The organism is Aestuariibacter sp. A3R04 (genome assembly GCF_018860805.1).
GTDB lineage: Bacteria > Pseudomonadota > Gammaproteobacteria > Enterobacterales > Alteromonadaceae > Alteromonas.
The window spans coordinates 159,134-185,548 of sequence record NZ_JAHKQR010000002.1 but is presented as its reverse complement, the minus strand read 5'-3'; the positions used below and the strand labels follow the sequence as shown (position 1 = coordinate 185,548).

The 26,415-nt window shown below is 48.1% G+C and carries 22 protein-coding genes; 17 read left to right on the top strand and 5 right to left on the bottom strand.

Translation table 11 applies throughout. The annotated features are described in order from the left end of the window. Nucleotides 1–16 precede the first annotated feature (16 nt). The 17 genes from phoR to KO518_RS04030 all read left to right on the top strand — a co-directional run bounded on the left by phoR (nt 17) and on the right by KO518_RS04030 (nt 21,065). On the top strand, nt 17–1,315 hold the full coding sequence (gene phoR, locus KO518_RS04110) for a phosphate regulon sensor histidine kinase PhoR (RefSeq protein WP_216024565.1): 1,299 nt from the start codon (nt 17–19) through the stop codon (nt 1,313–1,315). After that, a complete protein-coding gene (locus KO518_RS04105) occupies nt 1,312–2,274 on the top strand; it encodes a PstS family phosphate ABC transporter substrate-binding protein (protein ID WP_216024564.1) in 963 nt (320 codons plus the stop codon). The genes phoR and KO518_RS04105 overlap by 4 nt, the downstream gene beginning before the upstream one ends. A 302-nt stretch (nt 2,275–2,576) precedes the next feature. Then, nucleotides 2,577–5,351, top strand: a complete 2,775-nt coding sequence (locus KO518_RS04100; RefSeq protein WP_216024563.1) for a hypothetical protein — start codon at nt 2,577–2,579, stop codon at nt 5,349–5,351. A 124-nt stretch (nt 5,352–5,475) separates the two neighbouring features. Beyond that, the gene (locus KO518_RS04095; RefSeq protein ID WP_216024562.1) at nt 5,476–8,118 is read left to right on the top strand and encodes a TonB-dependent receptor domain-containing protein; all 2,643 of its coding nucleotides are present in this window, start codon (nt 5,476–5,478) and stop codon (nt 8,116–8,118) included. Between the two features lie 172 nt (nt 8,119–8,290). Beyond that, a complete protein-coding gene (locus KO518_RS04090; RefSeq protein WP_216024561.1) occupies nt 8,291–9,049 on the top strand; it encodes a DUF3450 domain-containing protein in 759 nt (252 codons plus the stop codon). A gap of 6 nt (nt 9,050–9,055) precedes the next feature. Continuing rightward, entirely contained in the window at nt 9,056–10,426 is a 1,371-nt protein-coding gene (locus KO518_RS04085; RefSeq protein WP_371742238.1) for a MotA/TolQ/ExbB proton channel family protein, read from the top strand. A gap of 3 nt (nt 10,427–10,429) precedes the next feature. Continuing rightward, nucleotides 10,430–10,954, top strand: a complete 525-nt coding sequence (locus KO518_RS04080) for a MotA/TolQ/ExbB proton channel family protein (protein ID WP_216024559.1) — start codon at nt 10,430–10,432, stop codon at nt 10,952–10,954. A 23-nt stretch (nt 10,955–10,977) separates the two neighbouring features. Continuing rightward, entirely contained in the window at nt 10,978–11,385 is a 408-nt protein-coding gene (locus KO518_RS04075; protein ID WP_216024558.1) for a biopolymer transporter ExbD, read from the top strand. Between the two features lie 3 nt (nt 11,386–11,388). Continuing rightward, complete coding sequence (locus tag KO518_RS04070) at nt 11,389–11,997, top strand: energy transducer TonB (protein WP_216024557.1); 609 nt, start codon at nt 11,389–11,391, stop codon at nt 11,995–11,997. Nucleotides 11,998–12,002: 5 nt separating this feature from the next. Beyond that, the gene (locus KO518_RS04065) at nt 12,003–13,316 is read left to right on the top strand and encodes a lipopolysaccharide assembly protein LapB (protein WP_216024556.1); all 1,314 of its coding nucleotides are present in this window, start codon (nt 12,003–12,005) and stop codon (nt 13,314–13,316) included. 308 nt (nt 13,317–13,624) lie between these two features. Further along, nucleotides 13,625–14,272 carry a class I SAM-dependent methyltransferase gene (locus KO518_RS04060; RefSeq protein ID WP_216024555.1) on the top strand — a complete coding sequence of 216 codons (648 nt, stop codon included), beginning with the start codon at nt 13,625–13,627 and terminating at the stop codon, nt 14,270–14,272. A gap of 14 nt (nt 14,273–14,286) precedes the next feature. After that, nucleotides 14,287–14,616 (top strand): PQQ-dependent sugar dehydrogenase, encoded by a 330-nt coding sequence (locus tag KO518_RS04055; protein ID WP_256444225.1) that lies wholly within the window; start codon nt 14,287–14,289, stop codon nt 14,614–14,616. Between the two features lie 173 nt (nt 14,617–14,789). Next, the gene (acnB, locus tag KO518_RS04050) at nt 14,790–17,402 is read left to right on the top strand and encodes a bifunctional aconitate hydratase 2/2-methylisocitrate dehydratase (protein WP_216024553.1); all 2,613 of its coding nucleotides are present in this window, start codon (nt 14,790–14,792) and stop codon (nt 17,400–17,402) included. Nucleotides 17,403–17,472: 70 nt separating this feature from the next. Beyond that, nucleotides 17,473–17,919, top strand: coding sequence for a DUF192 domain-containing protein (locus tag KO518_RS04045; protein ID WP_252735892.1), 447 nt, complete (start codon nt 17,473–17,475; stop codon nt 17,917–17,919). A 33-nt stretch (nt 17,920–17,952) separates the two neighbouring features. Beyond that, nucleotides 17,953–19,302, top strand: coding sequence for a lysine-sensitive aspartokinase 3 (gene lysC, locus KO518_RS04040; protein WP_216024552.1), 1,350 nt, complete (start codon nt 17,953–17,955; stop codon nt 19,300–19,302). A 17-nt stretch (nt 19,303–19,319) separates the two neighbouring features. Beyond that, nucleotides 19,320–20,048: an AraC family transcriptional regulator gene (locus KO518_RS04035; protein ID WP_252735891.1), complete on the top strand. Its 729-nt coding sequence runs from the start codon at nt 19,320–19,322 to the stop codon at nt 20,046–20,048. Nucleotides 20,049–20,159: 111 nt separating this feature from the next. Then, nucleotides 20,160–21,065, top strand: coding sequence for a DMT family transporter (locus KO518_RS04030; RefSeq protein WP_216024551.1), 906 nt, complete (start codon nt 20,160–20,162; stop codon nt 21,063–21,065). A gap of 58 nt (nt 21,066–21,123) precedes the next feature. On the opposite strand, the gene KO518_RS04025 is transcribed toward KO518_RS04030, so the two are convergent. From KO518_RS04025 to pdxA, 5 genes are all read right to left on the bottom strand, one after another. After that, nucleotides 21,124–23,148, bottom strand: coding sequence for a methyl-accepting chemotaxis protein (locus tag KO518_RS04025; protein ID WP_216024550.1), 2,025 nt, complete (start codon nt 23,146–23,148; stop codon nt 21,124–21,126). A 226-nt stretch (nt 23,149–23,374) separates the two neighbouring features. Then, a complete protein-coding gene (locus KO518_RS04020; protein WP_216024549.1) occupies nt 23,375–24,190 on the bottom strand; it encodes a symmetrical bis(5'-nucleosyl)-tetraphosphatase in 816 nt (271 codons plus the stop codon). 39 nt (nt 24,191–24,229) lie between these two features. After that, on the bottom strand, nt 24,230–24,607 hold the full coding sequence (gene apaG / locus KO518_RS04015; protein ID WP_216024548.1) for a Co2+/Mg2+ efflux protein ApaG: 378 nt from the start codon (nt 24,605–24,607) through the stop codon (nt 24,230–24,232). 1 nt (nt 24,608) lies between these two features. Continuing rightward, on the bottom strand, nt 24,609–25,430 hold the full coding sequence (gene rsmA / locus KO518_RS04010; RefSeq protein WP_216024547.1) for a 16S rRNA (adenine(1518)-N(6)/adenine(1519)-N(6))-dimethyltransferase RsmA: 822 nt from the start codon (nt 25,428–25,430) through the stop codon (nt 24,609–24,611). Then, nucleotides 25,427–26,413, bottom strand: coding sequence for a 4-hydroxythreonine-4-phosphate dehydrogenase PdxA (gene pdxA, locus KO518_RS04005; RefSeq protein WP_216024725.1), 987 nt, complete (start codon nt 26,411–26,413; stop codon nt 25,427–25,429). Before pdxA ends, rsmA begins: the two co-directional genes overlap by 4 nt. Nucleotides 26,414–26,415: the final 2 nt, after the last annotated feature.

The window sequence follows — 26,415 nt, the reverse complement described above, 5'->3', positions numbered from 1 at the left end:
AGGCGCGCTCGTTACTATGTATTATCCATTTTCCTGGCTTAGAAGTGCAGTTCGCCTGTTGGCGTATTTGTTTATCTTCGCGCTGGTAGGGCTGTACATGGATGACATGCTATTTGCCGTTTCCCTGGGGGCCGTAGGGCTGCTCGTTACCAACTACTGGCAATTGTATAAACTCAATCGCTGGTTGTGGCACAGTCGCAAGATGTCACCGCCCACGGTCAGTGGCGTGTGGGAGCACATATACGAAGGGATTTATTACCTTCAGCGCAGAAACCGCAACAAGCGAAAAGAGTTGGGTGAGCTGGTAAAACGCTTTCGCGAAGGCTCAGAAGCGTTGCCCGATGCCGCTGTTGTGGTTGACGCCAAAGCTTGTATTATCTGGTGTAATCGCCTGGCTCGCCTTGAGTTGGGGCTAAAATGGCCAAGTGATGCAGGAAGAAGGCTGGACAATCTTATCCGCCACCCCGATTTCATTGCCTACTTTCACGCTGGAGATTTTCATCATCCCATTGAAGTTCCTGCGCCGGCAAATCCAAGTAAAACCTTTGAGTATCGTATTATGCCTTATGGCGATGAGCACTTGTTACTTATCGCCAGGGATGTCACCCGGGTGTCGCAGTTAGAAGAGATGCGAAAAGATTTTGTTGCCAATGTGTCTCACGAACTACGCACGCCTCTTACCGTAATTTCCGGCTATTTGGAAATATTGCCTGAAGAGCGGGAAAATCCGTTGTTGACAAAAGCAGTAAAAGAGATGAGTGCGCAAACGAAACGCATGCAAAGCCTCATTGAAGATCTCTTAGTATTGTCGCGTATTGAAGCCAGTTCGGAGCGAATTTACGAGAACGTAGTGAACATGCCAGCTATGTTAAGACAACTTGAAAAGGAAGCGGCAACCCTCAACAAAGAAAAACAACACAGTATCCATTTTCACATTGACGATACCCTCACTGTGTTTGGCGTGGAAACTGAACTGAGAAGTGCGTGTTCAAACCTGGTTTTCAACGCTGTACATTACACCCCTAAAGGTGGTGAAATAAATGTTTATTGGCAGCGTGAACACGACGATGTCAGGTTTGCCGTGGTAGACAATGGCGACGGTATTGAAGAAAGTCATCTCGCCAGGCTAACAGAGCGCTTTTATCGAGTAGACAAAGCGCGTTCCAGGAAAACAGGAGGTTCCGGTCTTGGGCTGTCTATTGTTAAACACGTGCTTAGCCATCACAATTCTCACTTGGAAATAGAAAGTTCCCTGGGGCAGGGGAGTCGTTTTTCTTTTTTACTCGATCATGAGTTAATTGCGGAGCAAGTATGAATTTCAAGTGGGTTTTGATTGCAATAAGTACGGCGCTCATTTCCGCTTTCACATATGCAGCGTCTTCTGATGACGTGCCAGAATACCAACGCAGTCCTGGTGTGGCTGGGAAAATCACTTCCGTGGGCTCAGATACCCTCGCCAACCTGATGACATTATGGTCACAGGAGTTTCGTGAAATGTACCCTCAGGTCAAATTTCAAATCCAGGCATCGGGTTCTTCTACTGCGCCGCCAGCGCTTACGGAAGGAACCGCTACGATTGGCCCCATGAGCCGGGAAATGAAACCCAGTGAAGTTCGCGATTTTGTACGTGCACATGGTTATCCGCCCACCGTGCTGCGCGTGGCAATGGATGCCATTGCGATTTTTGTGGAAAGAAGGAACCCAGTCGACGGTCTGACACTCAAGCAAATTGACGCCATTTTTTCCAGCACGCGATATTGTGGTTCGCATACTGCTGTGACCCATTGGTCTCAGCTCGATCTTCCCGGCGAGGATTATCAAACGCCAATCAGGTTGTTTGGCCGAAATTCTGTTTCAGGTACCTACGGCTTGTTCAAGCTCATGGCGTTGTGTGATGGTGATTTCCGTGCCACAGTAAACGAACAGCCTGGTTCTGCGTCAGTGGTTCTGAGTGTGGCAACCAGTAAAAACGGCATGGGGTATGCCGCCTATGGATACAAAACCGCTGGAGTCAAAGCGCTCTCTATTGGCGTAACTTCCGATGCGCTAATTCCCCTTACCACGGAAACTGTGCGTAACGAAACATATCCTTATACCCGCTATCTTTACCTGGTGGTAAACAAAGCACCTGGTAAACCACTGCCCACTCTCGAGCGAGAATTCATTCGCTATGTGCTGTCCAGGCAAGGGCAGGAGCAGGTTAAGCGCGACGGCTACTTCCCCGTGCGTGAAGATGTTTTGCTTCGTCAGCTAAGGATGTTAGATCACAACTAACGTGCCGAGTGGTGTCATATTAGCGTCACATTCCTCGTTCGACACACCCATGTCAATTGGTTAATTAACAAAAACGGTTTGACGTTGCAGATTGCGCATTTTATTTCACCCTGATTACAAATAATAACAAAATCAATGGGTAAGGCTTATTCGTGCACTGAAGTACAAAAAGCGGTAAATGTTAACCCGTTTTCATATGAAAGTTTTGTTACAGCGGCGCGGTGTAACAAATGTGTCATTTTGCTTCGGTAAAGTTCCTGCGTTTTCTAAATCCATAATTATATCTGCACTTGGAGAGACAAATGGAACTCAAGCACTTATTTCAGGCTTCTGCGATCGCGACCGCACTCGTATTAGCTGGCTGTGGTGGTGATATCAATATCAGCGAAGGCGATATCGACAACAGCACAACGACCAACATTGATAATAGCGGTAATGGTGGTAGCACGGGTGGCGATACCGGTGGTGACACGGGTGGCGATACAGATACAGCGCCTGGTGAAGCTAGTTCCTTCTTGTCTACACAGGTTTCCGCTGCGCTGGGTACCGACGTTGAAGTTCGCACCTTAAGCGGCACACTGGATGCGTCTGATGCAGACGACCAAGGTAATATTACTCTGACAAACGACACCGTTTGGGCACTGGAAGGCCCAGTGTTCATTGGCGGTGATAATGCCGATAGCGTGACATTGGTTATTGAAGAAGGCGCCATTGTGTTCGGTCGCTCTGGTGATGACTACCTGGTTATCAGCCGTGGCTCTGACATCGAAGCAGTAGGTACTGCTGCGGAACCAATTATCTTTACTTCTTACGCCGATGTAACCGGTGACGAAGTGGGTGCAGGTCAGTGGGGTGGTATCGTTATCCTTGGTAACGCTCCATCTAATAAATGTCCGGTAACCGGCGATTGTGCTCTTCAAGTGGAAGGTGTGGAAGAAGGTGCCGTGTTTGGCGGTACAGATTCCTCAGACTCTTCTGGTGTTTTAAAATACGTGGTTGTTAAATACGCGGGTTATGAAATTGCGCCTGATAATGAATTAAACGGTGTGACCTTTGGCGGCGTAGGTTCAGGCACTGAAGTTGATTACCTGCAAGTACATGCCAATGCGGACGACGGTGTCGAGTTTTTTGGTGGTAGCGTAAACGTTAAACACTTAGTGTTGACCAGCAACCAGGATGACAGCGTTGACTGGGATAACGGATTCGTGGGTAAGTTGCAATACGTTTACATTCAGCACGACCGTGCTGACGGTGACGCGAACCGAGGTATTGAAGCTGATAACGACGGTTCAACGCCAGATATCACTCCTCAGTCTAACCCTATGATTTCCAATATGACTATCATTGGTAATAACTTCGACGGTGATGATGATTCTGAAGGTGTTTATTTACGCGAAGGTACTGGTGCACAAATCTACAACATGGTGATCACTGGTACTGACGGCATGGGTGAGTGTCTTGAAGTGGAAAATTCCACCGAGTCACAAGCCAATCTGACTGATGGAACAATTACTATTTCCAGCTCAGTTATGGCGTGTAATAACGGCGAAAACTTCAAGAGCGACGCAGGTGCTGTAGATCTGGAAGACTGGTTCTTGAATACTCAAACTGGCAACAGTGTTTCTGAAGCAATTTCTCTTAATAACGACGGCTCTCCAACTTCTGACAGCCCTCTGTTGGGGGCGGGTACTGATGCTTCTGCTGTTGACGGATTCTTCGACGCGACTGACTTTATTGGCGCAATCGGTACGGACGATTGGCGTCAGGGCTGGGCGTTTGGTTTCGGTGGCGGCACAGTAGGCGTAGTTGCTTCGGAGTCTGGTTGTCCTGCAGGTACGACTACTATTGCATCTGTTGATGGCGACACCACTACGTGTGAAATTAACGGCCGCATTACATCAGACCTTACCCTTACTGAAGGTAACATGTATGCATTGTCTGGCGCGGTTTTCGTCGGTGGCGATAACACAGATAGCGCAACCCTGACAATAGAACCAGGCGTCACTGTCTACGGCGCATCGGGTAATGATTACCTGGTTATAAGCCGTGGTTCAAAAATTGACGCACAAGGTACTGCAGAAAAACCCATTTCCTTCACTTCTGCTGACGATATTGTATCTGACTCAGGTGCGGCAGGTCAGTGGGGCGGTATGGTCATTCTTGGTAATGCGCCGTCTAACAAGTGCCCTGCCACAGGTGATTGTGCTCTGCAGGTCGAAGGTGTTCAGGAAGGTGCTGTCTTTGGCGGTACGAACACAGAAGATAATTCAGGTACATTGCGCTATGTTCGCGTTATGCATGGCGGTTATGAAATTGCCCCTGATAACGAACTCAACGGTATTACCTTCGGTGGTGTAGGTTCTGGTACAACTGTTGAATACGTACAAGTGCACAAAAACGCGGATGATGGTGTTGAGTTCTTCGGTGGTAACGTGGACGTTAAACATCTTGTTCTAACTGACATTCAGGATGACAGCATCGACTGGGACAATGGTTTCATGGGCCGTATGCAGTATGTATTGGTTCGTCAGGCCACAGACAACTCTGATGCAAACCGCGGAATTGAAGCTGATAATGATGGCTCTACGCCAGACATTACGCCTCAGTCTAACCCAACTATTTCTAACCTGACTATCATAGGTAATACCTTTGACGGTGACGACGATTCAGAAGGTGTATACCTGCGCGAAGGTACGGGTGCACAACTGTCTAATGTCATCATTACAGGTCCTGCAGGCATGGGTGAGTGTTTTGAAGTTGAAAACGTAGCCGAGTCTCAAGCGAACCTTGCTGATGGTACTATCACCTTCACTAACTCAGTTATCGCGTGTGAAAATGGCGAAAACTTCAAGAATGATGACGGCGCGGTTGACCTGTCTGACTGGTTCCAGAATACCATGACGGGTAATGCGGTAGTTGCTACACAAGCTGACGTTGTTAACGGTGTCTTCTCTGCCACTGATGCGGTAACACCTAAAGACTGGACTGGTGACACGTTCTTCGACAATGCAGGCTTCGTAGGTGCGGTATCTGCCGACAACGACTGGACTGCTGGCTGGACTGTTGGTCTGGAGTAATCACTCCACATCTCACCTGGCAAGCAAGCACGTTGCAGTATGAAGTGGCGTGCTTGCTTTTTAAGTATTACGGGCAGCAGGATCTCCCGCTGCCATGAAAGAACGCTTTTCCACGAGGTTTACAATGAAAAAGCCTGCAAACAGGTTTCCGCTTAAACCACTTAGCCTTGCCATTTTGGCTTCTGTTGCAGCCACTGCTGCACCTGCAATCGCCCAGGAAGAAGATGTCATAGAGGAAGTGGTTGCAACAGGAACCCGATTAAAAGGAACGGCAACCGCCGTTATGGAAGAACGTAAAAACCAGGCCTTCGTTGCTGATATTATGGGTGCGGAACAAATTTCCCGTACTGGTGACTCGGACGCTGCATCAGCATTGCGTCGTGTGACCGGTTTGACTCTGGTAGATGGCAAGTTTATTTATGTACGTGGTCTTGGTGAGCGTTACTCATCAACACAGTTAAATGGGTTGGCCGTACCAAGCCCTGACCCAACGCGAAACGTTATACCACTGGATTTGTTCCCTGCTTCCATTATTGAAAGCTTGTCTGTACAGAAGTCTTATTCGCCTTCTATGCCTGCTTCCTTTGGTGGTGGTAACGTAGATATTCGACTTAAAACCATCCCGTCTGATTTTGTTTTCAACATGCAGGGCAGTATTGGTTCAAACACGAATAATTTCGACGACGCCTATACATATTCAGGTGGCAGTGATGATTGGATGGGCGAAGACGATGGTACCCGTGCGGTTCCCGCTTCTATCGCCGAACGTTGGGACGAGAAAAACTTTCTTGATAACTTATCTCAGGACGAAGCTGTCAGCCTACTGAAGGACGTAAATCGCGATTACGACCCACGCCTTGAAAGCGTTGGTCCGGATTTCGGTGCAAATCTGTCTTTGGGTAACAGTTTTGATTACAACGACGATTGGCGCTTTGGTTTTCTCGCTTCTGTCGGCTATAACAAAGACACAGACGTATCTGAAGAGTATATCGGTGAACAACCACTTCGCAATGGCGACGAAATTCGCATGGTGCGTTTTTTCGATGAAGTAGATACCACAGAAGCGTCAGTGAAATGGTCAACTTTATTGAATGTGGGTATTGATTATAATCGTCAACACCGTATCGACTATAGCGTAGTGGTACTGAACGACACCCGCGATCAAATTCAGGAGCGTGTTGGTAATACCGCAAACATAACTTTGTCTGATAACCAGCGAATTCGTGAATACAACATTCAATACGAAGAGCGTAAGTTGTTTACCAATCAGGTCCGCGGAACGCACACATTCCCTGAGCTAGGGTTTTTAGGCTTTGACTGGAAATATTCACTGGGGCGCTCGCTACGTGATGCACCTGGGAATATGAATGCTTTATTCTTGCTGGAAGATGACAATCTAGACGGCATTTATGACAAGGAAACGGAAAGCAGTTTGAGTAACTCATTCACTGCTGCTCGTTATACTTTCCAGGAACTGCACGATCGCGTAGAAAATTATGGTTATAACTTCAATCTCCCTTACACCATAGACAAGTGGGAAATGGAGTTCAAAGCAGGTGGTAACTTCATGAGCAAGTTCCGTAATGCTGAAAACCGCCGTTTCGACGTTAATACCCGTGCTTTTGAATCCAGTGATGACCTTGTAGGTTCTCAATTTGCTGATATCGTTAGTGACAGCGTACTGGATAGTGCAACCTTTACTAATGTGCCCATTCTTCGAGATACAACAATTGCCGGTGATGATTACGCTGCTGCGCAAAAAGTAGATGCTTATTATTTCGAAGCTGATTTGTTCTTTGATAACAAATGGCGCATAAGCGGTGGTGTTCGTTACGAAGACTTCCGTCAGGCGGTTGTGCCTTTTGACCCCCGTACCAATCAGATTGATATCGCGGACGATGAAGACAGATTGCAACTGGCATTCCAGGAAGATGATTTATACCCCGCGTTGGCCCTGACTTATTTTATGGAAAACGATATGCAGCTCAGGTTTAGCTACGGTGAAACCGTAGTGCGGCCAGATTTGCGTGAAGTGTCTTCTGCGACTTATATCGATCCACTAACCGAGTTTCCTATAGGCGGTACGCCAGGTATCCGCACCACTGCCATTAAGAACTACGACGTTCGTTGGGAGTGGTATCGTGAAGCGGGTAACAACCTGTCTGTAGGTTTGTTCTACAAAGACATGACCGACCCTATTGAATCAGTGCAGTCGCCTGCACAGGATGGTCCGCCATTAGTGCGTATTGCCAATGCTGAATCTGGTGAGTTGTACGGTGTGGAGATTGAGTTTTTACAGGGCCTGGAAGTGTTCGGGGACGGCGTTTGGGACAACCTCTTCCTTTCCGGAAACGTGACCTTGTCTGATTCTGAAATTCAGCTCGACTTCCAGAAAATCGTTGAACAAACTGGCGTCTCAGCTGCAATTACAAACACGGAGCGTAGGCTTACCGGCCACTCCAAGTATGTGGTTAACATGCAGTTGGGTTATGATTCCGATAACGGCGAGCACTCCGCCTCTTTGGTCTACAACGTGTTTGGCCCAAGGATCCTCATTCCTGGTATCGACTTTTTCGATGACAGCTTTGAGCAACCTTTCCACTCTCTGGACCTGGTCTATAAGTACTATCCTGATTTTAATACCACTGTCACATTAAAAGTTCAGAATATGCTTGATCAGGAAAAGAAAATTGAGTTTGAGGACACACTTCTTCGAAGTGAAACACGGGGCACAGCCTTTAGTTTGTCGTATCGCTACGATTTCTAAAAACTCGAAAAGAGCCGCTGATGCGGCTCTTTTTCTATTCGTTCTAACACTAATTATGACAATGGAAATATGACAGTTATGTAATAAAACTGTCACGGAAACTTTCTATCCTACGCGCAGAATTTTTATTGTCGGCACCTGCCGATTTCTTTTAACAGTAAGGTTTGAATGTATGAAGCTTTTCAACTCGTTGCTGCTGGCGAGTGCCCTGACGGCCACTTCCGCCATGGCACAAGACGATAATGTCTTGAAACCCGTTGTCGATGAGGCTGCAAAAATTAATGAAAGTGCGGCTAAGTCACAAGACAAAATTAACAACATCGCTGACCAAATCGATAACAAACTCCAGGCGTTCAAAACCTTGAATAAGGAAATCGAAGGTCTGGAAGTTTACAACAACCAGCTTCGTAAACAGATTGCCAACCAGGAACAGGAAATGGCTGATCTGAACGCTTCAATTGATGAAGTTTCCGTTATCGAGCGTCAGATTACGCCTTTGATGATTCGCATGATTGATGGTCTGGAGCAGTTTGTTGCCTTGGACGTGCCTTTCTTGCCAGAAGAGCGCAGCAAACGTATTGAAGATCTCAAATCTATGATGGATCGTGCAGACGTATCGCCTTCAGAGAAGTTCCGCCGCGTTATGGAAGCCTATCAGGTTGAAATGGATTACGGCCGCACAATGGAAGCATACAGCGGTATTCACAAAATTGACGGTTCTGAGCGCGATGTTGAATTCTTGCGCTTGGGTCGTACAGCGCTGATTTACCAAACACGTGATGCAAGCAGTCAAGGCGTTTGGAACAAGCAGACACGTCAGTGGGAAGAGCTGGACAGCAGTTATCGTACACAGATCACAAAAGGTCTGCGTATGGCCAAGAAACAGTTGGCGCCAGACCTGTTAATGCTGCCTGTAGCGATCACGGACTAAGAGGTAATGATCATGTTTAAACAAATTAAATGGCTCGCGGCAGGTCTAACCGCGGCAACATTGAGCTTCGGCGCGGTAGCGGAAAATGAGCGCGCGCTGGATTTGGACGCCCTCTTAAAGCAGCTTGAAGAAGGGCAGTTTGCACAGTCTCAACAAAATAAACAGCGGGAACAGAACTTCATACAACAACGCGCGCAGCAGGATCAAATTCTTGCTGATACTCGCAAAAAGCGTGACCAGATGCTGGCTAATTCAGAGGCATTGGAAACCCAGTTCGAAGAAAACGAGTTTAAGCTGGCTGATTTAAATCAGGCGCTGGACACGCGCTTGGGTTCGTTAAAAGAACTGTTTGGTGTACTTCAGCAGGTAGCTGGCGACACTAAGAGTAAATTCCAGAACTCAGTAGTTTCTGCGCAAATTCCCGGACGTGCTGATTTTCTTGACAATATGGCACAGGAAATGGGCAAGAGCTCCAAACTGGCCTCAATTGAAGAAATTGAGCGGGTATGGTTTGAAATTCAGCGGGAAATGACCGAATCGGGCAAGGTAACGATTTTTAACACTTCTGTCGTTGAAGCGGGTGGCCAGAAAGTCAATAAAGACGTGGTTCGCGTAGGACCATTCGCGTTGGTTTCTGACGGCAAGTATCTGGATTTCAACGGCATCACAGGCACAGTAGCTGAACTTATTCGTCAGCCTGCTGACCGCTACGGCAGCTCTGCCGCTGAGCTTCAAGCGTCAAATGGCGACCTCGTACAATTCGGTATCGACCCTACAGGTGGTTCTATTCTTGGCCTCCTCGTTCAGGCTCCCGACTTGAAAGAGCGTGTTGAGCAGGGCGGTGAAGTGGGTTACATCATTCTCATTGTGGGTGCTATCGGTTTACTGTTGGCGTTGGAGCGGCTAATTAGCCTGACACTCATCAACAGCAAAGTGAACAAGCAACTGAAGAGTAAAGAAATCAAAACTGACAACCCGCTAGGTCGCGTGTTGAAAGTGCGTGAAGATTACCCTAAGGCTGATGTGGAAGCGCTGGAACTGCACCTGACTGAAGCCATTCTCGGGGAAGTTCCTAAACTTGGACGCAATCTTACCATTATCAAGATTATTTCGGTTGTTGCACCGCTGATGGGTTTGTTGGGTACAGTAACCGGTATGATCAACACCTTCCAGGCAATTACCTTGTTTGGTACCGGTGACCCAAAACTGATGGCTGGTGGTATTTCTACCGCATTGGTCACTACGGTACTTGGTCTGGTTGTCGCAATTCCTATGACATTGCTCTACGCCATGCTCAATACCCGTAGTAAGAATATCGTGTACGTGCTGCAGGAGCAGGCGTCTGGTGTTATCGCAGAGCGCGCTGAGCGGGGCTAAGCCATGATCGCATTTCTCGAAGCCATACGTGATTTTACAGAGACAGGAGGCCAGGTACTCCTGGTCATCGGTCTGCTGATATTTATCATGTGGTTACTTATTCTCGAGCGTGCGATGTACCTGCTGATCTGGCACAAAAACTTCAAAAAGCAGGCCGTGGCGAGCTGGAAAGCCCGTCAGGATCGCTCTTCCTGGTTTGCAGCGCAAATTCGCCAGAAGACGATTTCCGGTCTGACCATACGGTTACAGGGTAGCATCCCCATTATTCAGGCGCTGGTGGCACTGTGTCCACTGCTTGGCTTGATGGGTACCGTAACCGGTATGATTGAAGTATTTGATGTAATGGCCATTTCAGGCTCGGGTAACGCCCGCTCTATGGCATCTGGTGTGTCGAAAGCCACCATCCCGACAATGGCGGGTATGGTAGGAGCGTTGTCAGGGGTGTTTGCCTCTACCTGGTTAAACCGCATGGTTAAAACAGAGCGCACGCACTTAGAAGACGCCTTGATTATTGATCGCAAAGGCTAGGCCTTTCTGTCAGGAAACCTATTATGAAGCAGCATTTTCAAAATCTGATAGACGAAGAAGAAGCAACAATTGATATGACACCCATGCTGGACGTGGTGTTTATCATGCTTATCTTCTTCATTGTAACCGCCTCGTTTGTAAAAGAAGCAGGTATTGATGTTAACCGTCCTGAAGCGGCAACAGCGGTTAAGCAGGATCGAGCAAACATTCTTATCGCTATATCTGACACGGGTGAAATCTGGATTAATAAGCGCCGAGTTGATGTACGCGCGGTACAGGCGAACATCGAGCGTCTGCACGCTGAAAACCCACAGGGCACTGTGGTTATTCAGGCAGACCAGAAAGCTACCACAGATACACTGATTAAAGTGATGGATGCCTCCCGCTCGGCAGGCGTATACGAAGTTTCAATCGCAGCACAAGAGCCATAAGCCATGCCACGATTTATCATCGCATTTGTCATTTCGCTGGCCATTACGCTGGGCCTGTTCTTCTTGATGCAATCCCTTATCAAGATGGGCGGCAGCGCGTTAACAGAGCCACCAAAAGGCAGTGTGCTTGACTTCGTAAGGGTTAAAAAAGAGGAAACGGTCGAGCAAAAAGACCGCAAACCTCGCAAGCCACCCCCACCGAAAGAGCCACCGCCTCAAATGAGTCAACCGCAAATGGACTCACCCTCTCCGGATGCGTCCGGTACCTCCATGAACTTCGGCGGAGACGTTGGCGCAGAAGTCGCATTGGATGGCGGTTTAGCCCTGGAATCTGGTGACGGAGAATATCTGCCCATTGTCAAAGTAGCACCAGTGTACCCACGACGTGCATTACAACGGGGAATAGAAGGTTTTGTTATTGTTGAGTTTACAGTAACCAAACTAGGTACAGTCCGTGACCCTATTGTTGTGGAAGCGAACCCTCAGGGAATATTTGAACAGGCTGCAATGGATGCCGCTATGAAGTTCAAATACAAGCCCCGGGTTGTCAATGGTGAAGCCACAGAAGTGTCTGGTGTGCAGAACCGTATCACCTTCCAGATTGACGGATAAATAATATGAGCATGATATTATCTACACGTTTACTCTCTGCGGTTTCCCTTTCCGCTGCTTTACTGGTGTCTTGTATATCAGTTGCACTGGTATCAACCAGTGTTCAGGCGCAGGAAGTGAAAGCCAGTGATAAGAAAACCCGTAAAGTGCCTACATTGCGTTCGAAGGTCTACGAGCAACTTGCTCGAGCCCAGGCTGCTGCCGATGAGGACAAGATTGACGAAGCAATAGAAATCCTCAGCGAAGTGGAAGACAAAATGGATTCCATGAATAGCTATGAACGGGCCATGATGTATAACTTTTACGGTTTCATCTACTACAACGCTGAGCAGTACGACAAAGCGCTGGATTCCTTTGCCCAAGTGGTAGAACAGCAACCCATACCTGAAAAGTTTGAGATGACGACCTTGTTTAGTCTGGCGCAGCTCAACCTTATGCAGGGCAATTACGATAAGAGTATTCAGTATCTCGAACGTTGGGAAGCACTGAATCCTGGCCCTGTGCCGCCGAAAAATCTTATTCTGAAAGCCCAGGCTTACTACCAAAACAAAGATTACGCGAAGGCAGAACCGTTCATAGCGAAAGCCATAGCTGATCACGAAGCAGAAGGGATGATCCCCGACGAAAACTGGCTGATTTTGCAACGTGCCATTTACTACGAGCTAAAACAGCCGGAAAAAGTCAAAAATGTGCTTATAAAACTGGTAAAACTGTTTGATGAACCCAAGTACTGGATCCAACTGGCAGGCATGTACGGTGAGTTAGGGGAAGAGCGCAAGCAGTTAGCGATTATGGAATCGGCGTACCAGCGAGGTTATATCGAGTCGCCGGCCGATATCTTTAACCTCGCTCAGCTGTACTATTACCACAAGGTTCCATATAAAGGTGCATTGCTGATGGAACAGGCTATGGAACAAGGCACGCTAGAGAAAAACCTGCGCAACCTTCGTTTTCTGGGGCAAAGCTGGACGCTGGCCAAGGAGCAGGATAAGGCCATTCCCGCTATGCAATCTGCAGCTGAAATGTCTGAAGATGGGGAACTGGACGCTCAGCTTGCTCAAATTCTGCTTAATGCGGAGCGTTGGGACGAGGCCATAAGCGCGGCAGATAACGCGGTGCAAAAAGGCGATCTGAGAAATCCCGGTATTGTACATCTGATTAAAGGCATGGCGCTTTACAATAAAAAGCAGTATGCCCTTGCGCTCAATGAGTTAGCCGAAGCTGAAAAGCATCAGAAGAGCAAGGCAATGGCACAGCAGTGGAAGCGCTTTGTCGCGACTGAGAAAACTCAGAAAGAGCGCTTACAAGCTGACATATAGACGTCGCCTAAGGCGCGTTTTGTGTGGTTAGATTCAACGCGTTGTGCAACAATAAAAGCCGGTTAGTGAAACCGGTTTTTTTGTGTTGCAAGGGGCCTGCAACCTTTACTATCAGGCATCTGGCAACTATGCTGACAGCATGATCTCAGCCCGTATCAGTATTCATTTCGCAGCGTAGGTATTGTCACTCATTCTGTGATGAAAAACCGGTTGAGGTATAGTAACAGCTCATGTGGTCATGAGAATCAAGGTTTATCAGGGCTCACTGATGATCATCAGCTCGAAAGCCAGTTTAAAAGGCAAAACGTATGTCTGACCAAAGTATTATTAACGAAAATAGCTACAATCTGACGCCGGTTTTATATGACATTCGCGGATTCTTTATTCTTACCCTCGCCTATCGCAATACACTGGGTTCACAAGTGCGTTTCTTTGCAGAAAATTTAAAAGGGCGGCATTTGGAATGCGCAATTGGTACCGGCACCTTTACTAAAATATGCATGAAGCACGCACGAAAAAAACATCCGGAACAGGATTTTTCTCTCGTGGGAGTGGATTATTCAAAAGCCCTGATGGGCGGAGCTAAGAAAAAACTAAAAGGTGCTGAACTGGCCATCGAAGACCTCCGGGATATGAGTTTTCCGGATGGGTCTTTCGATTCTGCCAACTTGCCAAACGGGTATCACACTATTGCCGATATCGACAAAGCTATGGTAGAAATCTGTCGCGTGCTTAAACCCGGCGGTACCTTGTACATGAATGTATTACTGTATCCCGGCGAAGGCGTTATGAATAAAATAAGTCAAAAAGTCAATGACTACGGGCAGCGAACCGGTATTTTAAACCGTCCATACAGCCGTCAGGAAGTACTCGATAGTTTACCCAAGTTAGGATTGCGGTTGGACGAAGCTGATACTATTCAAAACTGTATTTTTCTCAAGACGACAAAATTATAGGGGCCCATTGCCCGTTGTTCGGTGCCCGCATTTCTCCTTTTACGGACTACGAAGGCATGCGTGCCCCTCTGTTCAACTGGAGCCCATCGGTTGCGCCTTCGGCCATGATTATGTATCACAACAGTGCATTTGAGGCTTTAGCTGAAACCTTGCTCATTACAACGCTAAAAGCAAAATCCTTGATTAGTGTGAATGTACAGGACTCGCCGCCAACACAGACAGAACCATTCCCCACTATTCAAACGCTTCTGCGAGACATCGATTCGGATAACCAGGGCAACATATACCTTTTAACGGATGGAGACAATGCAGCCCTCTTACGCATTGCACCAAAAAATAAATAGTTCTACTGTTAATTTTGTTATTCATAACTATTGTGAATACTAGTTATAAGCGTAATTCCAGGTCTGACATTGTTAATTTGTACAGTCGATCGCTATAATCTTGCCGAAACAATCGTCATTTCAGGCCCACAAGACCGTTCCCTCTGAGGGCCTAAAACCAGGAGGAAGCAATCGTGTTAGTAGATTATCGCAAACATGTTGAAGAACGTGCTGCCCAAGGTATCCCCCCTAAGCCATTGAATCCGGAACAAGTTGCCGGATTAGTTGAACTGCTTAAAAACCCACCCGCCGGAGAAGAGCGTTTTTTGCTAGAACTCATTTCTGAACGCGTACCACCGGGTGTGGATGAAGCGGCTTATGTGAAAGCAGGTTTTTTGAGTGCAATCGCAAAAGGTGAAGACAGCTGTCCACTTATCAGCAAAGAAAAAGCCGTGGCTTTGCTGGGTAATATGCACGGTGGTTATAACATAGCAACTTTGGTGGAGTTACTGGATGATGCAGCTCTGGCCCCGCTGGCTGCAAAAGAGCTGAAGCATACCTTACTGATGTTTGACGCATTTCACGACGTCGACGAAAAGCGCAAAGCTGGCAATGAATTTGCCGCTGATGTCATGAATTCGTGGGCGGAAGCAGAGTGGTTTACAAGTCGCAAGAAAATGGCAGATAAAATCACTTATTCAGTGTTTAAAGTTACCGGTGAAACGAATACTGACGATTTGTCTCCTGCGCCAGATGCGTGGTCACGACCTGATATTCCACTGCACGCACTGGCGGCCTACAAAATGACCCGCGATGGGCTGGAGCCGGAAGAGCACGGCGTGAAAGGGCCGATGAAACAAATCGAAGCGGTGAAAGCGAAGGGCTATCCAGTTGCTTTTGTAGGGGACGTCGTAGGCACAGGATCATCCCGTAAATCGGCCACCAACTCGGTGCTGTGGTTTTTTGGTGAAGACTTACCTGGCGTGCCGAATAAACGCGGTGGCGGTGTGTGTATTGGTAGCAAGGTGGCTCCCATTTTTTTCAACACCATGGAAGATGCTGGTGCACTGGTCTTTGAAGCCGATGTAGAAAAAATGAATATGGGCGACGTGATCGATATTTACCCTTATGAGGGTAAAATTACCAATCACGATACGGGGGAAGTGCTGGCTGAATACAGCTACAAATCGAAAGTGATCTTGGACGAAGTGCGCGCTGGTGGCCGTATTAACCTTATTATTGGCCGTGGTTTAACTGAACGAGCCCGTGAAGCGTTAGGCTTAGGCCCGTCAGGGTTGTTCCGCAAGCCCGAACAACCTGCTGACAGTGGCAAAGGCTATACACTGGCTCAAAAAATGGTGGGTAAAGCCTGTGGCGTAGACGGCATTCGTCCGGGCACTTATTGTGAGCCGAAGATGACGACGGTTGGCTCACAGGATACCACAGGTCCCATGACCCGTGATGAACTGAAAGACCTGGCCTGTCTTGGTTTTACTGCAGATCTGACCATGCAGTCTTTCTGTCACACAGCTGCTTATCCTAAACCTGTAGATATCGAAACCCAGCACACCCTGCCCGATTTTATTATGAACCGGGGAGGTGTTTCACTCAGACCCGGAGACGGCATCATACACAGCTGGCTGAATCGTATGTTGTTGCCTGATACGGTGGGAACCGGCGGTGATTCACACACCCGTTTTCCTCTGGGAATTTCGTTTCCGGCTGGCTCTGGTTTGGTGGCCTTTGCGGCTGCAACAGGGGTTATGCCTCTGGATATGCCAGAGTCAATTCTGGTTCGCTTCAAAGGGGAGCGTCAGCCGGGCATCACTCTGCGAGATCTGGTACACGCCATTCCACTTTACGGCATCAGACAAGGTTTGTTAACGGTGGAGAAAAAAGGCAAGATCAACGCCTTTTCAGGTCGTATTCTTGAAATTGAAGGTTTGGAAGACCTAACCGTAGAGCAGGCATTTGAACTGTCTGATGCTTCAGCAGAACGGTCCGCGGCGGGATGTACCATCAACTTGTCTGAAGCGTCCATTGCTGAGTACCTGCGCTCAAACATTACTATGCTGCGCTGGATGATCAACGAAGGTTACGGCGATCCGCGCACCCTTGAACGCCGGGCACAGAAAATGGAAGCGTGGCTTGCCAATCCCACGCTTATGCGCGCCGATGCCGATGCCGAGTATGCAGAGGTTATCGAAATCGATTTGTCTGAAATTAAAGAGCCAATCGTTTGTTGTCCAAATGACCCAGATGATGCAAAAACCCTGTCTGAAGTGGCCGGTGACAAAGTGGATGAAGTATTCATTGGTTCGTGTATGACGAACATCGGCCATTTCCGTGCCGCGGGTAAACTCCTCGAGCAATACAACAAGACCATTCCTACTCGTTTGTGGATTTCGCCGCCTACCAAAATGGATAAAGCGCAGTTAATGGAAGAAGGGTACTACAACATCTATGGTCGCGTAGGTGTGCGCACTGAAATGCCAGGTTGCTCATTGTGCATGGGTAACCAGGCACGGGTAGAAGCCGGTGCGACAGTACTGTCGACGTCGACTCGTAACTTCCCTAATCGGTTGGGCGATGGGGCGAATGTTTACCTTACATCAGCTGAATTGGCTGCTGTAGGCGCTATTGTTGGTCGCATACCTACTGCGGAGGAATACATGGAATATGCCGGTAAAATCGACTCTATGGCAGCAGATGTATACCGCTATTTGAACTTCGATAAAATGGAAAGTTTCAAGAAAGCAGAGGCCGATGCCAGAGCTAATATCATTCCAACGTTGAATGTTGCCTGACTTGGCGTATAAACTAGCAGGCCGGGCACCGTGAGGGTCCGGCTTTTTTTGTGCTTACAAGGAAGACACAATGAAAATTTTCATGGTATTAAGAAACCTGCTGTTGCTGTTGTGTGTGGTGTTGGCGGCCTGTCAGACTGCAGCTCAAGAGCCCGTTGAATTTGAATCTGCAACGATTATTATTGGTGGCAAAACCCTGCCTGTGGCGTTTGCAAAAACACCCGAGCAGCGAGCCCGCGGACTGATGTTCCGCAAGGCGTTATGCGAAGATTGCGGCATGTTGTTCCAGTTTTTGCCCGAACGGCAGGCCAGCATGTGGATGAAAAATACCTTCATACCTTTGGATGTGGCATTTATCGACAGAAATGGCGTGATAACAGATATAAAACCGCTGACACCCCATGATTTGACTTCAGTGGGTGCGTCAAAAGCAGTGATGTTCGCGCTGGAAATGAATCAAGGGTGGTTTGCCGCGAATAACGTTCGCGTGGGTGACCACATTAATGTCAAAATGTAACACGAAAACGTGTTGGGAAAACCGGAGTAAACCGTGACTAATTCTCTTAATATCGCCAAATTTGGCGGTACAAGCGTTGCTACTTATGAGGCCATGCAAAATTGTGCGCGTATTGTAGCGAGCAACGAGGCAACCCGTATTGTGGTGGTCAGCGCTCAGGCTGGCGTGACGAATCACTTGGTAAGTATTGCTCACACCGCCATGACAAGTGAACAAATCAAAAATACATGCCAGGCGATCATTGACATCGAAATGGCAGTGTTTCGCCAACTTAAAGACAAAGACAGCATAGCGTCGAAGCTGGACGATTTGTTTGAAGAATTACGCGGTCTTGCGAATCACGAAGAAATTCTGCATCGCGACGATCTCAAAGATCAGCTTCTCTCTATGGGCGAGCGCATGTCTTCGCTCTTATTCTCAGCCGTGTTGGCTGAGCAGTCCGTATCTACTCTGAATTTTGATGTGCGCAAAGTGCTGCGCACCGACAGTGAGTTTGGTGAGGCTGTACCGCAGCTTGACGACATCGCCCAGTTATCCCAGCAGCTTTTGCGTCCGGAACTTGCAAATGCCATAGTAGTAACACAGGGGTTTGTGGGGGCGAACGAAGAAGGTAAAACGACGACGTTAGGACGCGGCGGTTCCGACTTCACTGCGGCACTACTTGCCGAAGCGTTGGGGGCAGATACTTGTGAAATCTGGACCGACGTCACCGGGGTATACACCACAGATCCTCGTATTGTACACGCCGCCTATCCATTGCCTGAACTCAGCTTTGAAGAAGCCGCGGAAATGGCGACATTTGGCGCGAAAGTTCTGCATCCTGCTACTATGGAACCTGCATTACGCAAAGATATAAAAGTGTTTGTGGGCTCTAGTAAAGCGCCTGAAAAAGGCGGTACCTGGATAATGCGCGATTGCGAAGAAGAACCCCCTTATCGCGCGATCACCCGCCGTAAAGAGCAGGTGATGGTGACGGTAAAAACGCCTAAAATGATGTACGCTCAGGGCTTCTTACAACAGGTTTTTGGTATAATCGCTAAACACAAACTCAGTGTTGATTTGGTCACCACATCGGAGATTTCAGTATCTTTTACTTTGGACAACCCTGCGAACTCTGTCGCTTCCAGACTCAACAAAGAAACGATTGCAGAACTGGAAACTATCTGTGATGTTAAGGTTGAGAATGGCTTTGATTTAGTCACGGTGGTAGGTAATCACATGCAAACTGCGAAAGGGGTTTCCAGCCGGATCTTCGCTGCTGTGCACGATTACAACCTGCGCATGATTTGCTTTGGTGCCAACCCTCACAATATGTCTTTTTTGGTAAATGAACGAGACAGTGATGACATCGTGCAGAAATTGCATAAAGTACTGTTTGAATAAAATAGCTGTAAAGGGGAATGTTTTCCCCTTTTTTTCACATGTCTGATTCACTTTCCATTCGTTCTTACAGTCGTCAGACTGTTGGGCATTCCCATGACTTTCACCAACTGGTGTTGCCCTTAAGCGGCGTTATTAATATTCGTGCAGGCGAGGTAAGCGGGAAAGTTGCACCTGGAGAATGTGTGGTAATCCGCAGTGGAACCGAGCATCACTTTACCGCTGAAGAGCAGGCGCGGTTTGTGGTCGCAGATTTACATGCTTTACCAGACAATTTATCGCCGGCAAAAGCCAGCGTCTTCAGTGTGAGCAAGCCCATGTCCGCCTTGTTGGAGTTTGTCGCATCTCAACTTGAATATCGCGTGAGCAAACAAGTAGAAGTGTCAATGATGCATACGTTTATCGCCGTATTGAGTGAGCAGCAGCAGGGACACAGTTTAGATCTTCGCATTCGCAATGTTATTGAGTATATAGACAGCAGGTTGGATCAGCCTCTTGTTGTGTCTCAACTGGCGAGTGTGGCCTGCATCAGTGCTACCCAGTTTAAAAAGGCCTTTCGCGAACAAATGGGGCAAACGCCAGCCCGCTATATTACTCAGCTTCGAATGGAAAAAGCCCGGGCACTGATTATCCATACCGATATGCCTATGCAGCGTGTTGCAGAAGCTGTGGGCTATCAGGATTTTTCTGCGTTTAGTCGGCGTTTTTCACAGTTTTTTGGTTTGCCCCCGTCCCGGATTTTACAATAAACACGGCAGGTGACTTGCGTCTTAATAAGACAGTAAAGCGTCCTTTCTGCCAAGAAAAGTGTTTGTACTCTTTTTATAATGCTATCAAATTAATCTGTTGAAAAGCGTGATATGTCTAAACAGCAAGGTACTTTCACATGCGTAGCCGCTGTCGTGGTTGCCAGTGTTTTGTGGGGAACAACAGGCGCTGCTGCCAGCTTTGCTCCAGATGTTAGTCCATTGGCGATTGGTGCCATTGCTACCGGTGGTGGTGGTTTTCTGATGTCTCTTAGAGCCCTACAGCACTTGTGTAAACAATGGTCTTCGCTGCTACGATACAAACACCTGGTTGTGTACGGTGGTTTGTGCGTGGCCGTGTACCCCCTGGCGTTTTATTCATCCATGCGCTTGGCTGGTGTGGCCATTGGTACCGTGGTATCTATTGCCAGTGCCCCTCTGTTCGCGGTGTTGCTTGAAAAGCAATTCAACAACAAACCCGTGACCGTGAAGTGGCTACTGAGTTTTGTTTTGGGGGTTGCCGGCATCCTGTGTCTTGCGTTGGCAAAGCCCGATACCATGCATGAACCTTCAATGGGCTTTGACAGGGAATGGGGGATAATGCTTGGTTTGGTCGCCGGGTTGACCTATGCGGCTTATTCGTGGACGGGCAAGGCAATGATTGTTCGCGGGATTAATGCCAGTGCCGCGATGGCAGCACAATTTGGCGTGGCATCGGTAATGCTCTTACCGTCTCTTTATTTTACCGGCGAAAATTTGTTGGCCAGTGATACAAATATATCAGTGGCTCTGTACATGGCGTTTATTCCGATGTTCCTGGGCTATGTGTTGTTTGGGTACGGGTTGCAAAGAATCGATGCCAGTATTGCCACCCTTATTACTTTGCTTGAACCCGTCGTCGCGACGCTTCTGGCCGTTTGGTTGTTGGCTGAACGCTTTTCCCCGAGAGGCTGGGTAGGAATATTACTCATCTCACTTTGTATCATGGTGCAAATGATGAGAACCAAGAAAAAAGCATAGGAAAAAGTTTTTGGAACAGGTGGAGGGAAGCGCCATCAAAACGATGGCGCAAACAAGGTCAGACTTTAAACTGGCGGATGGACTGTTGCAGTTCTTCAGCCAGTCGAGCAACTTCAGCGCTAGATTCTGATGTCTGCTGAGCACCGACACTGGTTTCCTCAGCAATGCCCACAATGGTTTCCAGTTTTTCACTGATCTCCTGAGACACGGTATTTTGTTCCCGCGCAGATTGTTCGATCTGCGTACTGACGTCGTAGGCTTTGCGTACGGCTTCAGAAATGACATCAAGGGCCTTGGTTGCGTTGTCCGTTTGTTCTACACAAACAGCAGTTTGTTCTTTACCCTGATTCATTACTGCCACGGCTTTCTCAGCACCAGCCTGAAGAACTTCAATCATGGCGTTAATTTCCTGGGTGGATTGCTGGGTACGGGAAGCCAGTGTTCGCACTTCATCGGCAACCACAGCGAAGCCTCGGCCTTGCTCTCCAGCCCGGGCAGCTTCGATAGCAGCATTAAGGGCAAGCAAGTTGGTTTGGTCTGCCACACCGCGAATGACGTCCAGAATACCGCCGATGCTAGCGCTGTCCTGATGCAGCTTGTTGATAACGTCGGCAGCTTGCTGAACATCCTGAGCCAAAACTTCAATGGTGTGTTTGTTTTCCAGTGAAATAACCCGCACTTTTTCCGCTTCAGTGTCGGCGTTTTTGATTTCGTTAAGGGTGTCTTCTGCACTCTGAGAAACCAGTTGAGACGTACTGTGCATTTCTGTAGTTGCAGTCGCAACATGAGCTATCTGGGATTTCTGGTTTTGAATAGAGTGGGTCGTTTGTGTAGTGACTGTAGACGTTTGCTCTGATGCAGCAGCTAACTGCTCTGCACGGTTGTTAATCCCAGCAATCAGACTTTTGAGGTTGGCGATTAGCTTGTTGCAGTTGTCGGCAAGTTGACCAAATTCGTCTTCAGTAGAAATATTTAGTGTTTGTGTAAGATCACCGGATGAGGCAATTGTTAGCAATTCGTTGACCCGGTTGAGGGGACGTGTGATTGCCATTACTGTCCAGTAACCTATGCCAATGGCGGCCAACAGAGACGCTATAGCCACAACAATGACGATGGTGTTGCCCGATGTCACTTTCGATGAAACCTGCTCGTCAATTTCAGAGGCTTTTTGATCTGCCAGTGCTAACAGGTTTTCCAGTTCCTGGATCCCTTGTTGTCCGTTCTCATCTGAGCGTGCCAGGGCTTGTTCAGCTGCACTGCGAAATTCGAGACGGGACTTCTGCAATTGCAGCACGCCATCACTGCCGTTTACCGCATCTAGCGCATCATTAACTAAAGATGCAATTTCGTCCAGTGTGCCCGTTGTGTCATTGCCGGCCGCAGTACCCTGCATTGAATTCATCAACTCGCGAACATTGCCTACAATAAGCTCAACTTCGTTGCCGATGACCTGTGCTCTTACCTGAGTTTCTGTTTTTCTGTATTCGGTGGTAACAGTGATAAGTGCCATCAGCGCAGTTTCAAGCTTGTTGCCAATCTCCGCCGATTGCTGCAGCGCTTTGCTGCGGGCAACCTGATCTGATTCTGAAAAGTCGAGTAAGTAGGTTGAGGCGTCGTCAGCATTGTCTTCAAGGTCGCCCACGCGATCATCAATTGCGTTGCGCATTTCCATTGATTGTTTGTGGTTGGAATACATGGCTTCTACGTTGGTCACGTATTCTTCATACGCTCCTTGTGTATTTGCCAGGCTCGCACTCATGGCTTTGTCGTCTGCCAGTACGGTTTCCAGCTTGCGCATTTCAGTTTCAAATTGCGTTTTGCTGCTGGTGAAGGTTTGATACTTGGCGTCGAGCTCGCTGAGGCTGTCTTCGATATAGGCTTCGAATGTCACCCGACCCATATTAAGAAAGCTCGCCTTAAGGGCGTTACTACCACTTAATGTTGGTACTGCTACGCGGTTAACTTCATCTACCCCTGCACCCACAGAGTTGAGATTGACCAATGATGAGACGCTGATAATTATCAAAAGCAAACTTATAGTTATAAATCCACCGATAATCCGCATTGCTACCGTGATTTTCATCCGAACTCCTGAAGCACTGTGCTGTTTTTTTAATTCTTAGCATTCCCATTCATTTTTACAAACGCGAGTGCCGTGTATAACCTTTATTCTCGACCAATACTTATCGACAAGCAATGGCTATACTTTAGACTTAAGTATATTGGTTTAATGGGATTCTACCCAAAAGATAAGGCAAACTGCTATAGGAAAACCCCGTTAGGGCGTATTTTAGTGCGCCAATATGTATTTAAGGTGATACCTGTACCACAGAATTGGATTCTAGGTGAAGTGCGGTCATTTTGTTTCCCCATACATAACCTGTGTCTAAACCTATAAAACGGTCACTGTGAGTTTCGCCATCGAGTGCTGCCCAATGACCAAAAATAATCTTTTCATTGGGGAGAAGTTTGTCATTATTGACGCGAAACCAGGGCTGAAAGCCGGCCGGTGCATCGTTTGGATGATGTTTGGTGGCAAACTCTAAAGCCGCATCGGCTTTTAGGAATCGCATACGGGTACAGGCATTGATGATAAACCTCAGTCTCGATATGCCCTGAAGTTTGTCTGACCATATCTGGGGGCTGTTTTTGTACATTTGTTGCAACAAAATCCGCCAGTTTGGGCCTCTCAAGCTATGGCTGACTTCTTCACTATAACACAGCAATTCTGACACAGACCATTGGGGGTATAGCCCGGCGTGCACAACTACGGTTTGGGTATCAACTTTAAGTGCAAGTGGAAACTGGCGCAGCCAATCAACGCAGTCGGGCAGGTGTTTGTCGGATAGCAAATTGCTAAGCCGATCATTTTTTTTTGCCGGTTTTATGCCTTGGGAAACTGCGAGGAGGTGAAGATCATGGTTTCCCAGTACAGTGCGAAAGCGAGAACCCAGACTCATGAGAAACTTGAGTGTTGCCAGCGAATCTTCTCCTCTGGCGACCAGATCGCCTACAGCGATCAGGGTGTCCTTACGCTCGTCGAATTGTGCTTTTGCCAGGAGGGACATTAACCCGCTGAAACAGCCCTGAATATCCCCAACAATGAGTGTTTTGGATTGCGTCATGGCATACCCCGGAATGAATTGAATTAGATGTGTTAGAAACTAGTTGATCGCGTTTGGCACGCGAAGACTAAATATCTCGATGGGCACACGGAAACGATCGCCGTCTTCGTTTTCCATTTCGTAATAGCCTTGCATACTTCCTACCGGCGTGTCCAGAAGTGCGCCACTGGTGTACTGATACTCGTCGTGAGGCGCTATCACAGGCTGTTTGCCCAACACTCCTTCACCTTTTACCTCCGTGTTTTTGCCATTGCCATCGGTAATTAGCCAGTAGCGGTGGAGCAACTGCACTGGCTGCTGGCTGTGGTTGCGGATTGTGACGCGATAGGCAAAGGCGTACTTGTCTTTACCACTCGCTGGATGGTCCGGTAAATGACGAGTTGAAACCGCCACTAGAATGTCAGAAACACCTGTCATATCAGCTCTCTCCGTCCCGCGTGAAGACGCAGTTAGCCACCGCGGCAAAATCTTCTAAAGACAGGGTTTCGGCCCGTGCTGTTGGGCTTAACCCAACAGCGGTTAGTTCCTCTTCGCTGACCCACTCTGATAAACTGTTTCGAATGGTCTTGCGGCGCTGATTAAACGCTGCGGCACATACCTTTTCCAGCAATTTGACCGATGAAACCTCCACTGGCGGGGCAGGGTGTGGAATAAGTTTGACAACGGCAGAGTCTACTTTCGGGGGGGGCTTGAACGCACCGGGCGGTACGTGCAATACAGGCACCACGGCACAGTAATATTGCGCCATCACTGACAAGCGCCCATAGCTTTTCGAGCCCGGACCGGCAGCAAGACGGTTTACTACTTCTTTTTGCAACATAAAGTGCATGTCTTGCACAATACTTGCGAAGCTGAATAAGTGAAACATCAAGGGGGTGGAGATGTTGTACGGCAAATTGCCGAAAACTCTTAGTTTACCCATTGGATTGGGCAGATCGGCCAGCAAACTACTAAAATCCAGTTTCAAGGCATCCCGCTCAATCACGGTGAGTTTTTTGCCGTGAAAAGGGTGATGCCGCAAGCGTTCTGCGAGGTCCCGATCCAGTTCGACCACCGTAAGTTTGCTAACTTCTTCGCAAACTGGGTCGGTTAATGCGCCAAGACCAGGCCCTATTTCTACGAGGTTCTCGCCGTCCTGCGGATTAATTGCGCTGACGATATTGCCAATCACATAATCATCGTGAAGGAAGTTTTGACCAAATCGCTTTCGCGCAGTGTGTCCTAAATGTGTTTTACTCATTGCTGTTTATTCGCTAACTCTATGGCTTTTTCCAGCGCTTTTCTGAAGCTTCCTGCATCGGCTTGCCCAGTTCCCGCAAGATCGCAGGCCGTACCGTGGTCAACTGAAGTTCTGATGAAGGGCAACCCCAGGGTAATATTAACCGAGGCTCCAAACCCCTTATACTTGAGCACCGGTAACCCCTGATCGTGATACATGGCGAGGACGACATCTGCATCGTCGAGATATTTTGGCTGGAATATGGTGTCAGCAGGTAGCGGCCCAATAATATCAAGTCCTTCGGCCCTAAGTTCGTCCAGGGCAGGAATAATAGTGATAAGCTCTTCCGTGCCCAGATGTCCGCCTTCACCGGCATGAGGGTTTAACCCGCACACGTAAATACGCGGTGACTTAATACCAAATTTCAGTGTCAGGTCGGTATTGATAATATGAATAACTTTGTACAAGCGATCCCGGGTGATGGCCTTAGATACATACTCCAGAGGTATATGCGTGGTTGCCAGTGCCACATTGAGCCCTTCCGTTGCCAACAACATGACTACATCCATGGTATTTGACTGGTAGGCAAAGTATTCAGTGTGACCGCTAAAAGAAACACCGGCCTTATTGATAATGCTCTTGTTGACAGGGCCAGTCACCACGGCATCAAAGCCGCCGTCCATGTTTGCCTGACAGGCCTGGCGCAGTGTTTCCACCACATAGTGGCCGTTGTCACTGTCCAGTTCTCCTGGTATCACCTTCACCGCGGTGTCAATTTGCTGAACGAACAAACTGCCAGGTGGCTGGATGACGGTATTGTCTTTTTCGAAATCGACAAGGGTAATGGGCAAACCGAGTTGGGCGGCTCTATCTTCCAATATTGCTCTGTCGCAGAACACGACAAGCTGTGCTTGCCACGTTTCCTGTGCAAGGGCAAGAATGAGGTCTGGCCCTATTCCGGCTGGCTCACCCGGTGTCACCGCTATGCGTATGGGTTTCATGATGG

Bases quoted from the DNA above. Each gene is read 5' to 3' on its own strand.
- KO518_RS04035 (WP_252735891.1), top strand. From the start codon at position 19,320: ATGTTTTCCCCTTTTTTTCACATGTCTGATTCACTTTCCATTCGTTCT.
- KO518_RS04080 (WP_216024559.1), top strand. From the start codon at position 10,430: ATGATCGCATTTCTCGAAGCCATACGTGATTTTACAGAGACAGGAGGC.
- KO518_RS04095 (WP_216024562.1), top strand. From the start codon at position 5,476: ATGAAAAAGCCTGCAAACAGGTTTCCGCTTAAACCACTTAGCCTTGCC.
- KO518_RS04020 (WP_216024549.1), bottom strand. From the start codon at position 24,190: ATGACGCAATCCAAAACACTCATTGTTGGGGATATTCAGGGCTGTTTC.
- KO518_RS04030 (WP_216024551.1), top strand. From the start codon at position 20,160: ATGTCTAAACAGCAAGGTACTTTCACATGCGTAGCCGCTGTCGTGGTT.
- rsmA (WP_216024547.1), bottom strand. From the start codon at position 25,430: ATGAGTAAAACACATTTAGGACACACTGCGCGAAAGCGATTTGGTCAA.
- KO518_RS04045 (WP_252735892.1), top strand. From the start codon at position 17,473: ATGAAAATTTTCATGGTATTAAGAAACCTGCTGTTGCTGTTGTGTGTG.
- KO518_RS04060 (WP_216024555.1), top strand. From the start codon at position 13,625: ATGTCTGACCAAAGTATTATTAACGAAAATAGCTACAATCTGACGCCG.
- KO518_RS04090 (WP_216024561.1), top strand. From the start codon at position 8,291: ATGAAGCTTTTCAACTCGTTGCTGCTGGCGAGTGCCCTGACGGCCACT.
- KO518_RS04105 (WP_216024564.1), top strand. From the start codon at position 1,312: ATGAATTTCAAGTGGGTTTTGATTGCAATAAGTACGGCGCTCATTTCC.
- KO518_RS04075 (WP_216024558.1), top strand. From the start codon at position 10,978: ATGAAGCAGCATTTTCAAAATCTGATAGACGAAGAAGAAGCAACAATT.
- KO518_RS04100 (WP_216024563.1), top strand. From the start codon at position 2,577: ATGGAACTCAAGCACTTATTTCAGGCTTCTGCGATCGCGACCGCACTC.
- apaG (WP_216024548.1), bottom strand. From the start codon at position 24,607: ATGACAGGTGTTTCTGACATTCTAGTGGCGGTTTCAACTCGTCATTTA.
- KO518_RS04070 (WP_216024557.1), top strand. From the start codon at position 11,389: ATGCCACGATTTATCATCGCATTTGTCATTTCGCTGGCCATTACGCTG.
- KO518_RS04085 (WP_371742238.1), top strand. From the start codon at position 9,056: ATGATCATGTTTAAACAAATTAAATGGCTCGCGGCAGGTCTAACCGCG.
- KO518_RS04065 (WP_216024556.1), top strand. From the start codon at position 12,003: ATGAGCATGATATTATCTACACGTTTACTCTCTGCGGTTTCCCTTTCC.
- KO518_RS04025 (WP_216024550.1), bottom strand. From the start codon at position 23,148: ATGAAAATCACGGTAGCAATGCGGATTATCGGTGGATTTATAACTATA.
- phoR (WP_216024565.1), top strand. From the start codon at position 17: ATGTATTATCCATTTTCCTGGCTTAGAAGTGCAGTTCGCCTGTTGGCG.